Below are 12,653 nucleotides of genomic sequence, written 5' to 3' on the forward strand. Positions count from 1 at the left end.
GTTAAGGGAGATTTGAAAATCAGGAACACTATATTCCCCAAAAACCAAAGAGATAAAAAATGAAAAACAACCCATTACTCAATCAACTTTCGCAACTTAGCACGGAACAACGTAATCCAAACTCAATGAATTTGGACGAGCTTTCGGCGTTGGAAATTGTGCAATTAATGAATGCGGAAGACAAAAACGTGCCGTTGGCTATCGAAAAATGCTTGCCACAAATTTCCGCTGCGGTGGAAAAAATCGTGCAGGCGTTTCAGCAAGGGGGGCGTTTGGTGTATCTCGGGGCTGGCACAAGTGGACGCTTGGGCGTGCTTGATGCGTCAGAATGTCCACCTACATTTGGCGTTTCCAATGAAATGGTAAAAGGCATTATCGCTGGGGGCGAACGTGCTTTGCGCCACCCCATTGAAGGGGCGGAAGATAATCCACAAAGTGCGGTGGAAAATTTGCAAGAAATTGATTTTAATGAGAAAGATATTTTGGTCGGGATTGCTGCCAGCGGGCGCACGCCTTATGTGCTAGGCGGCTTGGATTATGCGAAATCCTTAGGTGCGACCACGGTGGCCATTGCTAGCAACGCCAATTCACCGATGGCACAGGTGGCGGAGATTGCCATTATCACTGAGGTAGGCGCGGAAGTGCTAACTGGCTCAAGCCGTTTGAAATCTGGCACGGCACAAAAACTGGTGCTGAATATGCTCACCACCGCCAGTATGGTGCTAATAGGGAAATGCTACCAAAATTTAATGGTGGACGTGCAAGCCAGCAATCAAAAATTAGTGGCGCGTGCTGTGCGTATCGTAATGCAGGCGACAGATTGCACCGCTGAACAAGCAGAACAAACCCTTAACGCTGCGCACAACAATGCAAAAGTGGCCATCTTAATGTTGCTGGCGGATCTGGATTATCCAAGTGCGGTGCAATTATTGCGTGAAAATCAAGGACGCTTGCAAGGGGCGTTAAAATCAAATTAAAGCAAAGGGCGTAAGCGCTGCAATACGGCTTCGGCAGAAATCTGTGCCATTGTGGGCGCTTGTAAGTGATATTGATTTTTGCCATAAGTGCCGATTAAATCAGGGTTAGTTGCACCATAAAGGGTGATGTTCGGTTTATCCAAGGCGGCGGTGAGGTGCGCCAACCCAGTATCCACAGAAACCACCGCTTGGGCATTGGCGATATGTTGGGCTAAGGCGGTGAGATCCATTTTCGGCAGAACAACGGCATTTTCAATGCCTTGCGCGATCCATTCTGCTGCCTGTTTTTCTTTCTCATTTCCCCAAGGCAAATGCACGGCAAGCCCAAGTGCGGTGAGATTTTGCGCTAATTTTTTCCATTCTTGATTACACCAATGTTTATCCGCGCGCGTGGTAGCGTGAATCAACAACACATAAGGCGGCAGGCTTTGTTGCACGGGGAAATGCTGTGCAATGCCATAATCCCCTTGTTGGCTCGGAAGCGCATAACCCAAGGCTTGCGCAAATAACTGGCGAATGCGTTCTACGGCGTGTTGCTGGTAATCAATGGCGTAGCGCTCATCATAAAATAAGGCAGCCAAAGGCTCGCGTGCGGAATGTTTATCATAGCCGTGCTTTGCCCCTTGCGCTAGACGCACGGCGAACAATGCGCTTTTCACTAAGCCTTGCGCATCAATCACCGCATCATATTGATTTTGTTGTAATAATTGGCGATAGGCTTGCCATTCTTGCCAAGTTTTGCGTTGCAAAAGCTGTTTGCGCCAGCGGCGAATGGCAACGGGGATAACTTGTTTCACCGCCGAATGCCAAGTAGGAATTTCCGCGAAATTTTCTTCCACCACCCAATCCACTTGTAAATTAGGCAAAGCTTTTTGTGCATCGGTCAATGCGGGCAAGGTGTGGATCACATCGCCCATTGAAGAGGTTTTAACTAAGCAAATCCGCATCGTTCTGCCTTATTTATGCCTGATCAAAGTGCGGTAAAATTTCGCTTAATTTTTCCATTACCATCGCAGGCGTGATGTCGATAAGGCTTTGGTGATAGCCTTCGGCACTGTCTTTGCCCTGACGAATTTTTTCTAATCCGCCTTTTTGTAGGCGAATAATCACCGCGTGATGAGATAATGGTGGCGTATATTGTGGGCTAGTTGGGCCATAAAGCGCCACCAGTGGACGCCGCACCGCTGCCGCAACGTGCATTAATCCACTATCGTTGGTAACCACGCCTTGGCAATCTGCAATTAAATCTACCGCTTGATTAAGGCTGGTTTGCCCCGCTAAATTTAAGCAATAAGGCTGTAAATTTTCCGGCAGACTGGCACGAATTTCATCACCCACTTGTTCATCTTTTGCTGAACCAAACAGACGAATGCTGTAACCCTTTTCAATTAGCATTTGAGCAAGCGCAGCATAATGATAATGCGGCCAGCGCTTGGCAGGGCCAAATTCCGCGCCCGGACAAAAACCAATCGCTGGACGATTTTCTGCCTGTGCAAGTTGTGCGTGGAAATGGCTTTTGGTTTGCTCGATTTGTTGGCTACTCACCTGTAAATAAGGATAAGGAAAGGTCATTTGTGCTGCCGTTGGCGCGGCGTTTTTTTCATAAGCCAATGCCACATAGCGCTGCACCATCATTGGGTAATCATTTTTATTGGCGCGTAAATCATTCAAAAAGAAATAACGGCTTTCCCCTTTCCAACCACGGCGGCGAGCAATTTTAGCAAACACAGGAATAAATGCAGATTTGAGTGAGTTTGGCAACACAATCGCCATATCATATTGATTTCTTAAACTTTTCCCAATTTCATAGCGCTGTTTCAAGCCAAAGGTACCGTGTCCAATGGGCATTGTGAGCGCACGTCTGACTTCCGGCATTCTTTCCAACAAGGGTTTACACCAATTGGGCGCAAGCACATCAATTTGGCAACCAGGATATTGCTGTTTTAAGCATTGATATAAACTGTGCGACATCATCATATCGCCAACCCAAGATGGGCCAATTATTAAGATGTTCATTTTGCGGTTCTCATTAATTTGTGAATTATATCAATTGTCGGGGGAACGTTATGCTCACTCACTCAAAAATCGCCAATTTCCCACCGCACTTATATTTAGCTAAAAATAAAAGTGCGGTGAAATTTTTGCTAATTTTTTACGACTAATCCTGTTATTTCGGGCGAACACACAGGTTCGCCCTTACATCTGATTTAATTGCGTAGTTATGTTATTTATTCAACCACGCCATATATTCGCTGACACCTTCGGCAACGCTTTTGAATGGTTTGTTATAACCTGTGGCGCGCAGTTTGGTGAGATCCGCTTGGGTGTATTCTTGGTAACGGCTTTTTAAATGCTCTGGGAATGGAATGGTTTCAATTTGCCCTTTGCCGTGGAATTTTAATACCGCTTGCGCTACGGACTCGAAACTTTCCGCTTTGCCCGTTCCGCAGTTGTAAATGCCCGAAATGCCGTGTTGCCAGCACCAAATATTTACTGCCGCCACATCGCCAACATAGACAAAATCACGCAAGAAATGCTCGCTGCCGGCGAATAATTTTGGGTTTTCCCCTTTCAAAATTTGGTTATTAAGGTGGAAAGCCACACTTGCCATACTGCCTTTGTGTTGTTCTCTTGGGCCATAAACGTTGAAATATTTAAAGCCGCACACAGGTGATTGGGCTTCTGGCAGGATTTTACGCACATATTCATCAAATAAGAATTTAGAATAACCATATACATTTAACGGTTTTTCAAATTCTCGCGCTTCGACAAAGGTATCGCTGTCGCCATAGGTGGCAGCACTGGACGCATAATAGAACGGAACTTGGCGATCTAAACAATAATGTAATAGCTCTTTGGAATATTCATAATTGTTTTCCATCACAAATTTGCCGTCCCACTCGGTAGTGGCTGAGCAAGCCCCCTCGTGGAAGATCACATCAATATCGCCTAAATCATCGCCAGCCATAATGGACGCAATAAAGTCATCTTTATCGCAATAATCCGCAATATCCAAATCCACTAAATTGACGAATTTTGTGCCGTCTTTTAAATCATCCACCACTAAAATATCTGTGCGTCCAATCTCGTTTAACGCTTTTACGATGTTACTGCCAATAAAGCCTGCGCCGCCAGTTACAATAATCATTTTTCAATCCTCATTTGATTTCAATATTGCCGTTTATTCTAAAGGATTTTGCGCATAAGGGCTAAAGAAATTTCGCGCTCACCACCGCTTTTAGGTTATGATATAGCACAAATCCAGACCAGATTAAGGACACACAATGCAACCACAAGATATTGCCAAATACATTGACCACACCGCCCTTGGCGCAGATAAAACCCCGCAAGATATTCTTAACTTATGCCAAGAAGCGATTGAACACCAATTTTGTTCCGTGTGCATAAACTCCGCCTATATTCCACTGGCTAAGCAGGCACTCACGCAAAATCGCAAAGAGAAAAGTGCGGTGAAAATTTGCACCGTTGTTGGCTTTCCCTTAGGGGCAAATTTAAGCCAACTGAAAGCCTTTGAAGCGGAGCAAGCCATTAATGCAGGGGCTGATGAAATTGATATGGTGATCAACATTGGCCTTGCCAAAGCCCATCAATGGCAAGCTGTGGAACAAGATATTGCCACCGTGCTTGCTGCTTGCCAAGGTAAAACCCTAAAAGTGATTTTAGAAACCTGCCTACTAACCAAAGAAGAAATCATCAAGGCTTGCGAAATCTGCAAAGCGCTCAAGGTGGCATTTGTTAAAACTTCCACAGGTTTTAGCACCGGCGGCGCAACGGTTGAAGATGTAGCACTGATGAAGCAAACCGTCGGCGACAAGGTGGAAGTAAAAGCCTCAGGCGGCATCCGCGACACCGCCACCGCACTAGCAATGCTCAACGCTGGCGCAACCCGTTTAGGCGTAAGCGCTGGAGTTGCTATTGTGAAAGGAATAAATGCGCAGGGGAGTGGGTATTAATTTATAATGCCCGAATGACTGTTTTGACCGTTTGGAGGAATAATGCCAACAAGAACGTCGCAAATTTTACAGCTTGTCAATTCAATAGGGAAAGTGAATGTTAATGAGCTTGCTCAGCAATTTGGTGTGTCGGTGGAAACCATTCGCCGAGATTTGCGAGCATTAAATCAAAAAGGTTTGTTACATCGTGTACACGGAGGTGCAATGAGCAGCCAATCAAAGGATATTGGTCACTCATTTCAAGCAAGACAACGTTTAAATTCTGAAGCGAAAAAGTATATAGCGCAGCAAGTGATGGATTATGTGTTTGAGGGTGCGGTAATCGGATTAGATATTTGAATGATAATTAAGCAATTATACTCTTTTACCTGTTGATTTATATCATAAATTTCGTTTAGATTAGCAAAAATATCTTTTCATATAAAAAATATATGATTTATTTAGTGTTAATTTTATATATCATAAAGGGTAGAATTAAATCTAAATTTACATTTCAAACTATATTAGTGGGGTACATAAATGCAACAAATAAATATATTGATAGCTATTCTAGGAATCATTGCTACAATTTACTTGCTCGTAAGAAAATATGAAACGCGGACTGTTCTTTTTGGAATGGGATTGCTGATGGCACTTCTCGCTTTTAACCCTATGGGCGCATTGCAAGCATTTTCAAAGCAAATGACTAGTGCCGGATTAATTATGGCAATTTGTTCTAGTATGGGTTTTGCTTATGTAATGAAATATACTAAATGTGATATACATTTAGTATATTTTATCACCAAACCACTTAGTGGCTTAAAATTTTTCCTTATTCCACTTGCGACCTTATTAACTTTCTTTATTAATATTGCTATTCCATCAGCCGCTGGTTGCGCCGCCACCGTTGGAGCAACGCTTATCCCAGTATTAAGATCTGTGGGTGTTAGACCAGCAACAGCAGCTGCAGCTATCTTAGCAGGAACCTTTGGTTCAATGCTAAGTCCAGGGTCTGCTCATGCGGCAATGTTAAGTGAGATGGCAAAAATCAATATTACCGAAGTTCATCTTATACATGCGCCTTATACCCTAATATCAGGAATTATAGGAGCTATAAGCTTAACAGTAATGGCTCTAATTTACGGTGATTACAATAAAAAATTCCGTGATCAATATGAGACAGAACAAAATAAAGAAGAGGATCAAGAGATCCGAAGTGTCAATATTCTTTATGCCATAGCGCCTTTAGTTCCCTTAGTGATTTTAATTATTGGTGGAACAAGTTTACATAATATTGAAGGTCTATCCTGGACAGCAATGAAAGTTCCTGAGGCAATGTTGATCGGTGCTATTTACGCAGTGATTATCACTCGTTCTTCTCCGTCAAAAATTACTAATGAATTTTTTAATGGAATGGGAAATTCCTATTCAAATGTACTAGGTATAATCATTACAGCTAGTGTTTTTGTTGCTGGATTGAAAGCAACAGGAGCAATTGATGTAGCGATTGAATATCTAAAAGCCTCAAATGAATTTGTTCGTTGGGGTGCTACAATCGGTCCATTTTTGATGGGAATCATTACAGGTTCAGGAGATGCTGCAGCTATCGCTTTTAATACAGCAGTAACACCTCACGCCGCTCAATTAGGCTATGAATCTGTAAATCTAGGCATGGCAGCCGCAATTGCTGGCGCATTAGGTAGAACCGCATCTCCTATCTCAGGTGCTGCGATAGTCTGTGCAGGACTAGCCGCAGTAAATCCTGTTGATATGATTAAACGCACTGCACCAGGAATGGTAATTGCCGTATTATTTTTAGCATTATTTATGCTTTAGGAGAAAAATATGAGTATTATTAATGAACAACAACTTATTAAGTGGCGGAGAGAGTTTCATTGCTTTCCTGAAATTGGCTGGGGAGAGTTTTTAACAACCAGTAAATTAGCGGATTATCTTGATGAAATGGGTTTTAAACTCTTATTTGGAGAAAAAATTATTGCTAAAGATAAAGTAAGAGGGCGCCAAAAGGATGTTGTAGAACACTCTTTAGATCGAGCAATTAAGGCTGGCGCTAAACAGAAATGGTTAGATAAAATGCAAGGGTATACTGGCTGTGTAGCTATTTTTGATTCCGGTAAACCAGGACATACCACAGCACTACGTTTTGACATTGACTGTGTAAACGTACATGAAACAAATCTCACAGAACATCTTCCTAATCGTAATAATTTTAGGTCGCAAAATGATGGCTTAATGCATGCCTGCGGTCATGACGGGCATATGGCTATTGGATTAGGTGTAGCTAAATGGATTTCTGAAAATAAAGATCAATTACAAGGTGTTATAAAACTTATTTTTCAACCCGCTGAAGAGGGGGTTCGTGGAGCGGCTGCTATTGCAGCAAGTGGGATACTTGATGATGTAAATTATTTTGCAGGCTCTCATCTAAGTTTTTGTGCCAATTCAGGAACCATCATTGCTAATCCAACTAATTTTTTGTGCACAACTAAAATAGATATACACTATCAAGGTAAACCAGCTCATGCTGGGGCAGCACCACATTTAGGTCATAATGCCTTGCTAGGCGCTGCTCATGCAATAACTCAATTACACGGTATTGCTCGTCATGGAGAAGGAATGACACGTATCAATGTTGGGGTACTAAAAGCAGGAGAAGGACGTAATGTAGTTCCGTCTACCGCACTAATTCAACTAGAAGTTAGAGGTGAAAATACCAATATCAATCAATACATGGTTGATCAAGTTATGCAAATCGCCCATGGTGTTGCAGTAAGTTTCAATCTTAGCTATGACACTGAAATTATGGGTGAAGCCGTAGATATGAATAATGATCCAGAATTAATTGAGCTAATTACTGATATTTCTCAAAATCAAGAAAATATATTAGATGTTGTTGAACAATATCCTTTTAATGGTAGTGAGGATGCCACTATTCTAGGAAGAAGAGTCCAAGAACATGGTGGTAAAGCGATATATTTCATAATTGGTGCAGATCGTACAGCTGGCCATCACCAGGCTGAATTTGATTTTGATGAAAAACAGCTACTAACAGGAGTAAATATATATACTTCTCTTCTAGAGAATCTAAATAAAGAGTAAGTTCGATTAACTATTTATTTTAGCGAATATGTTATTCAATTTATTTTGATAGGCTATTAAGCTCGGTTTGACAATATTTGATTGTACAAGCCATCCTAGGGCACATATTCCACGATTGCAATTTATGGCTTGTTGCTTGAAAAGCGTTCAAGAATATACCCCAAAAAAGCAAGATTGCTAGGCAATCTTGCTTTGATATTTAATGTTATCTATTCTTCACTTAAAAAGCCACCGCTTTGGTGGTGCCAAAGTTTGGCGTAAAGTCCATTTTGTGCGAGCAGTTCGTTGTGCGTGCCTTGTTCTACGATATGGCCTTTATCTAGCACAATTAAGCGATCCATTGCGGCAATAGTGGAAAGACGGTGGGCGATAGCAATCACGGTTTTACCTTCCATCATTTTATCGAGGCTTTCTTGAATCGCCACTTCCACTTCGGAATCCAGCGCGCTGGTGGCTTCATCTAACAGCAGAATTGGCGCATCTTTTAGCATCACGCGGGCAATGGCAATACGCTGACGTTGTCCGCCAGAAAGTTTCACACCGCGCTCACCAACGTGAGCATCATAGCCTGTTCGGCCTTCTGAGTCGCTCAAATAAGGAATAAATTCTGACGCTTCAGCACGCTGTGCAGCGGAGATCATTTCTTCATCGCTGGCAGTTGGGCGGCCGTAAATAATGTTTTCGCGCACGGAACGGTGCAGTAATGAGGTATCTTGTGTCACTAAGCCAATTTGGCTGCGTAAACTTTCTTGCGTAACATCGCACACGTTTTGTCCGTCAATGGTGATCTCACCCTGATTGGCTTCATAAAAACGCAAGAGCAAATTTACAATGGTAGATTTTCCCGCCCCTGAACGACCGATCAAGCCCACTTTTTCCCCCGGTTTAATGGCGAGATTAAAATGGCTTAACAACGGTTTTTGTGGATCATAAGAAAAACTCACGTCATTAAAACGAATTTCCCCTTTGCTCACTTTTAATGGTAAGGCTTGCGGTTTATCCACAATAGTATGCGGTTTGGTGAGCGTGTTCATTCCGTCATTCACCGTACCAATATTTTCAAATAAACGCGCTGATTCCCACATAATCCAACGGGAAATAAAATTCACCCGCAATGCCATTGCAATGGCGGTGGCAATCGCTCCCACGCCAACGCTGCCTTGCTTCCATAGCACAATGCCTAGGATTGCCGTGCTGAGTGTTAAAGTGATATTAGTGGCGTAAGTGATGGTATCTAAAGATGTTGCCAAACGCATTTGGGCGTGTACGGTAACCATAAATTCTTCCATTGAACGCTTGGCGTAACTGGCTTCTCTTGAACCGTGGGAAAATAATTTCACGGTGGCAATATTAGCGTAAGAATCGGTAATTCGCCCTGTCATTAAAGAACGCGCATCTGCTTGGCGTTCTGCAGTTTTCGCAAGTTTTGGAATGATAATGCGTAAAATCGTGATAAACGCCACAATCCACAAGGCAAAAGGTAGTAAGAACCACGCGTCTAATGCGGCAAGCACAATGCCTGAGGTGATGAAATACACCACCACATAGACCATAATATCTGCAATGGTCAGCACCGTATCACGCACCGCAAGGGCGGTTTGCATCACTTTCGCCGACACGCGTCCTGCAAATTCATCTTGATAAAAACTCAGGCTTTGCCCCAGCATTAAGCGGTGGAAATTCCAACGCAAACGCATTGGAAACACCCCTTGCAAGGTTTGTAAACGCACTGCGGACGCGGTAAACGACCAAAATATGCTAAACACTAACAAGGCTGCCATCGCCAAAAGCCAATGGCCTTTTTCTTGCCATAGGGTGGCTGGAGTGAACTTGCCGAGCCAATCGACAACAATCCCCATAAACTGGAACAACACGGCTTCCATCACCCCCGTTCCCACGGTGAGCAACGCAAGTAGCAAAATCCAGCCACGCATTCCTTCCATATTCGACCAAATAAAGCGGATCAACCCTTTTTCGGGCGTTTTCGGTGATTGCTCTGGATAGGCATTTAGGCGGCTTTCAAACCATTCAAAAATTTTATTAAACATCGTTTTTCCTAGAAATAAAAAGAAAGGTTCGCAAGGTAAAATAAAAGGATAAGTGCGGTGAAAAATTACAGAATTTTCCACCGCACTTTATTTTTGTCGATTCGCGAACACAAAAATCGGCGTATTATAGCGAATGCTTGGCTATTTTTTAACAGTTTTATTGAATAAAGCCCATCTGGCGCATTTTCTCTAATACGTCAGCCACAGAAATTTGTGCCATTAAATCTTTGCCTTTCAATTTGGTTGCCCAAGGTAATTGGCTAGACGGTTTGCCAAATTCTTGCTGGGCATTTTGTTCATACACGGAAACCACTTCGGGCAAATTGTTATAAGGGCCTGTGCGTAGTGGGTTATGATAGGCATACAAACCGATCACAGGTGTGCCTTGAGCGGTAGCAATATGTGCAGGGCCACTGTCGGGAGCAAGCAGTAAATCCGCCATTCCGATTAAGGCACTTAATTCCAATAATGAGGTTTTACCGCTCGCATTCACAGGCTGAAAATCACACAGCGCGATGATTTTTTCGATTATTGCTTGCTCTCTTGGCGCAGGCGAGCCACACAAAATCACATTAATATTTTGACGATGCGCGATATTCGCAATTTCTGCATAGCGTTCAGCCAACCAATCTTTTTCTGATTTGCTTGAACAAGGGGAAATAAGCAGATTTTTTCTTGTCGGATCAATAAATTGCCGAACGGCGGAAATTTCTTTTTCGCCGATGGCTAAATCCCATTTTGGCGCTTCCACAGGCAAGCCTAAATATTCCACAAATGCCCAAAATCCCGCTAAAACGTGCGGATTAGTTGGTTCATTAATTTTACGATTGGTAAATAACCATTGCCCTTCTCGCGCACGATTTTTGCTAAACCCCACTTTATAAGTGGCTTTGATGCCTAAGGAAATCATTGAAGCACGCAAGGCCGTTTGCATATTTAATAGCACATCAAAATGCTCGCCATGCAAGGTTTTCCACAAAGCTAAAATGCCTTTCCAGCCGGTTTTTTTGTCATACGGAATAAAGCGAATCCCTTTCACATTTTGCAATAACTGCATTTCGGTTTTGCCTACAATCCAAGTGATTTGAGTATCTTTCCAATAACGCTGAATTTGTTGTACCGCTGACAGCGCATTACACACATCACCAATGGCGGAAAGACGTAAAATACAAATGGATTTAGGGGGCGTGGAAAAAAGAGCCATAGATTTACCTTACTTTTTCTGCTTAATGTAGCATTCTTTTTTATTTTCAGTAGAATATTTTCATTGATCTATTCTATAAGAAATCAGCCCAATATGCTTGAACTGCAACAGCAAAACCAATATTTTATTTTTAATCTGGAAACACAACCTGTTGATCCCAGCGCTTATTTTAATCCGCAATTTTGGCAGCAACAGCAGCGTATTCTTGGTTCAGCCAAAGGGCGGGGGACAACTTGGTTTGTGCAAAGTGCGGATCTTTTTGGTGTAAATTGTGCCTTGCGCCATTATTATCGCGGTGGTTTATTTGGTAAGTTGAATAAAGATCGTTATTGGTTCCACGATCTTCAGCACACGCGCAGTTTCGCCGAATTTCATTTGTTAAATAAATTACATCAAGACGGACTCCCCGTGCCAAAACCCATTGGAGCAAGAGTGATTAAAGGTAAAGTGGGCATTTGCTATCAAGCGGATTTACTGAGTGAAAAAATCGAAAATGCGCAAGATCTCACCGCACTTTTACAACATCATTCTTTATCCGCTGAAAATTGGCAGCAAATCGGCCGCTTAATCCGTCAATTACACGACCGACAAATCTGCCACACCGACCTTAACGCCCATAATATTTTAGTCCAACATTTCGCCACACCAGAACAAAAATACTGGCTGATTGATTTTGACAAATGCACCGAAAAATCAGGCAATAACTGGAAAGCCCAAAATCTCGCCAGATTACACCGCTCTTTTAGTAAAGAAGTAAATAAGCTAGCAATAAAATTTACAGAACAGGATTGGAATGAGGTTTTGAATGGGTATAAGGGATAATGTAATCGTTATATCAATCTATAAAGACACGACTGCTAAAAAATAACGAAATCGCTCTGATAAAATCTTTTTCGTTCTTCTTAAGAAGGATAGAGATTTTACTTTAACTTTTCAAAAATTAATTTCAAGCTAGTTATAAGGCTTTTACTGAAAAAACATAAAGCCAAAGTGCGGTGTAATTTTGCTAAGTTTTTAACAGCATAAATGGTAAAATTCACTGACATTGTTATTCAACCAACAAGAAAACGAAAGAGAAGATAAATTAGAATAGACAAGATTAAATTAAGCAAAAAAAGCCCCCCAAAATAAAACCCAAAATAGGAAATATAAAATAAAACAAATAAAAAAACGCCACCGAGCTCCCTCAATGGCGTTCTTCTCTCATTCAATACCTGGCGGTGTCCTACTCTCACATGGGAAATTCCCACACTACCATCGGCGTTACAGCGTTTCACTTCTAAGTTCGGCATGGATTAGGTGGGTCCACTGCACTAGCGCCGCCAAGATAATTCTTTACATTCTTTATCTT

General features: G+C 42.3%; 11 protein-coding genes and 1 rRNA gene. 6 read left to right on the forward strand and 6 right to left on the reverse strand.

Annotated features, from left to right (window positions below; all coding sequences use genetic code 11):
• Positions 1 to 59: 59 nt before the first annotated feature.
• On the forward strand, positions 60 to 977 hold the full coding sequence (murQ, locus tag ACLS0A_RS07825) for an N-acetylmuramic acid 6-phosphate etherase (RefSeq protein WP_416082921.1): 918 nt from the start codon (positions 60 to 62) through the stop codon (positions 975 to 977).
• On the opposite strand, the gene rfaC is transcribed toward murQ, so the two are convergent.
• From rfaC to rfaD, 3 genes are all read right to left on the reverse strand, one after another.
• Positions 974 to 1,924: a lipopolysaccharide heptosyltransferase RfaC gene (gene rfaC / locus ACLS0A_RS07830; RefSeq protein ID WP_416082922.1), complete on the reverse strand. Its 951-nt coding sequence runs from the start codon at positions 1,922 to 1,924 to the stop codon at positions 974 to 976. The genes murQ and rfaC overlap by 4 nt on opposite strands.
• A gap of 13 nt (positions 1,925 to 1,937) precedes the next feature.
• Positions 1,938 to 2,993, reverse strand: a complete 1,056-nt coding sequence (gene waaF, locus ACLS0A_RS07835) for a lipopolysaccharide heptosyltransferase II (RefSeq protein WP_416082923.1) — start codon at positions 2,991 to 2,993, stop codon at positions 1,938 to 1,940.
• Between the two features lie 208 nt (positions 2,994 to 3,201).
• Positions 3,202 to 4,125, reverse strand: coding sequence for an ADP-glyceromanno-heptose 6-epimerase (gene rfaD, locus ACLS0A_RS07840; protein ID WP_416082924.1), 924 nt, complete (start codon positions 4,123 to 4,125; stop codon positions 3,202 to 3,204).
• A gap of 136 nt (positions 4,126 to 4,261) precedes the next feature.
• Here rfaD and deoC point away from each other — a divergent pair, with 136 nt between their 5' ends.
• The 4 genes from deoC (at position 4,262) to ACLS0A_RS07860 (ending at position 8,050) form a co-directional block, all read left to right on the forward strand.
• On the forward strand, positions 4,262 to 4,951 hold the full coding sequence (deoC, locus tag ACLS0A_RS07845; protein WP_416082925.1) for a deoxyribose-phosphate aldolase: 690 nt from the start codon (positions 4,262 to 4,264) through the stop codon (positions 4,949 to 4,951).
• Positions 4,952 to 4,993: 42 nt separating this feature from the next.
• Entirely contained in the window at positions 4,994 to 5,290 is a 297-nt protein-coding gene (locus ACLS0A_RS07850) for a DeoR family transcriptional regulator (RefSeq protein ID WP_416082926.1), read from the forward strand.
• Positions 5,291 to 5,470: 180 nt separating this feature from the next.
• Positions 5,471 to 6,766: a C4-dicarboxylate transporter DcuC gene (gene dcuC / locus ACLS0A_RS07855; RefSeq protein WP_416082927.1), complete on the forward strand. Its 1,296-nt coding sequence runs from the start codon at positions 5,471 to 5,473 to the stop codon at positions 6,764 to 6,766.
• A gap of 9 nt (positions 6,767 to 6,775) precedes the next feature.
• The gene (locus tag ACLS0A_RS07860) at positions 6,776 to 8,050 is read left to right on the forward strand and encodes a M20 family metallo-hydrolase (protein ID WP_416082928.1); all 1,275 of its coding nucleotides are present in this window, start codon (positions 6,776 to 6,778) and stop codon (positions 8,048 to 8,050) included.
• Between the two features lie 209 nt (positions 8,051 to 8,259).
• Here ACLS0A_RS07860 and ACLS0A_RS07865 read toward each other — a convergent pair whose 3' ends face one another.
• Both ACLS0A_RS07865 and ACLS0A_RS07870 read right to left on the reverse strand, forming a co-directional pair.
• A complete protein-coding gene (locus ACLS0A_RS07865) occupies positions 8,260 to 10,098 on the reverse strand; it encodes an ABC transporter ATP-binding protein (protein WP_416082929.1) in 1,839 nt (612 codons plus the stop codon).
• A 157-nt stretch (positions 10,099 to 10,255) separates the two neighbouring features.
• On the reverse strand, positions 10,256 to 11,302 hold the full coding sequence (locus tag ACLS0A_RS07870; protein WP_416082930.1) for a glycosyltransferase family 9 protein: 1,047 nt from the start codon (positions 11,300 to 11,302) through the stop codon (positions 10,256 to 10,258).
• A gap of 93 nt (positions 11,303 to 11,395) precedes the next feature.
• On the opposite strand from ACLS0A_RS07870, the gene ACLS0A_RS07875 reads away from it, so the two are divergent.
• On the forward strand, positions 11,396 to 12,124 hold the full coding sequence (locus ACLS0A_RS07875; RefSeq protein ID WP_416082931.1) for a 3-deoxy-D-manno-octulosonic acid kinase: 729 nt from the start codon (positions 11,396 to 11,398) through the stop codon (positions 12,122 to 12,124).
• Positions 12,125 to 12,514: 390 nt separating this feature from the next.
• On the opposite strand, the gene rrf is transcribed toward ACLS0A_RS07875, so the two are convergent.
• A 5S ribosomal RNA gene (rrf, locus tag ACLS0A_RS07880) occupies positions 12,515 to 12,629 on the reverse strand.
• Positions 12,630 to 12,653 lie beyond the last annotated feature (24 nt).

Origin of the sequence: Avibacterium volantium, assembly GCF_049366555.1 — a bacterium.
In the GTDB taxonomy this organism is placed as follows: Bacteria; Pseudomonadota; Gammaproteobacteria; order Enterobacterales; family Pasteurellaceae; genus Avibacterium; species Avibacterium volantium_A.

Bases quoted from the DNA above. Each gene is read 5' to 3' on its own strand.
- murQ (WP_416082921.1), top strand. From the start codon at position 60: ATGAAAAACAACCCATTACTCAATCAACTTTCGCAACTTAGCACGGAA.
- rfaC (WP_416082922.1), bottom strand. From the start codon at position 1,924: ATGCGGATTTGCTTAGTTAAAACCTCTTCAATGGGCGATGTGATCCAC.
- waaF (WP_416082923.1), bottom strand. From the start codon at position 2,993: ATGAACATCTTAATAATTGGCCCATCTTGGGTTGGCGATATGATGATG.
- rfaD (WP_416082924.1), bottom strand. From the start codon at position 4,125: ATGATTATTGTAACTGGCGGCGCAGGCTTTATTGGCAGTAACATCGTA.
- deoC (WP_416082925.1), top strand. From the start codon at position 4,262: ATGCAACCACAAGATATTGCCAAATACATTGACCACACCGCCCTTGGC.
- ACLS0A_RS07850 (WP_416082926.1), top strand. From the start codon at position 4,994: ATGCCAACAAGAACGTCGCAAATTTTACAGCTTGTCAATTCAATAGGG.
- dcuC (WP_416082927.1), top strand. From the start codon at position 5,471: ATGCAACAAATAAATATATTGATAGCTATTCTAGGAATCATTGCTACA.
- ACLS0A_RS07860 (WP_416082928.1), top strand. From the start codon at position 6,776: ATGAGTATTATTAATGAACAACAACTTATTAAGTGGCGGAGAGAGTTT.
- ACLS0A_RS07865 (WP_416082929.1), bottom strand. From the start codon at position 10,098: ATGTTTAATAAAATTTTTGAATGGTTTGAAAGCCGCCTAAATGCCTAT.
- ACLS0A_RS07870 (WP_416082930.1), bottom strand. From the start codon at position 11,302: ATGGCTCTTTTTTCCACGCCCCCTAAATCCATTTGTATTTTACGTCTT.
- ACLS0A_RS07875 (WP_416082931.1), top strand. From the start codon at position 11,396: ATGCTTGAACTGCAACAGCAAAACCAATATTTTATTTTTAATCTGGAA.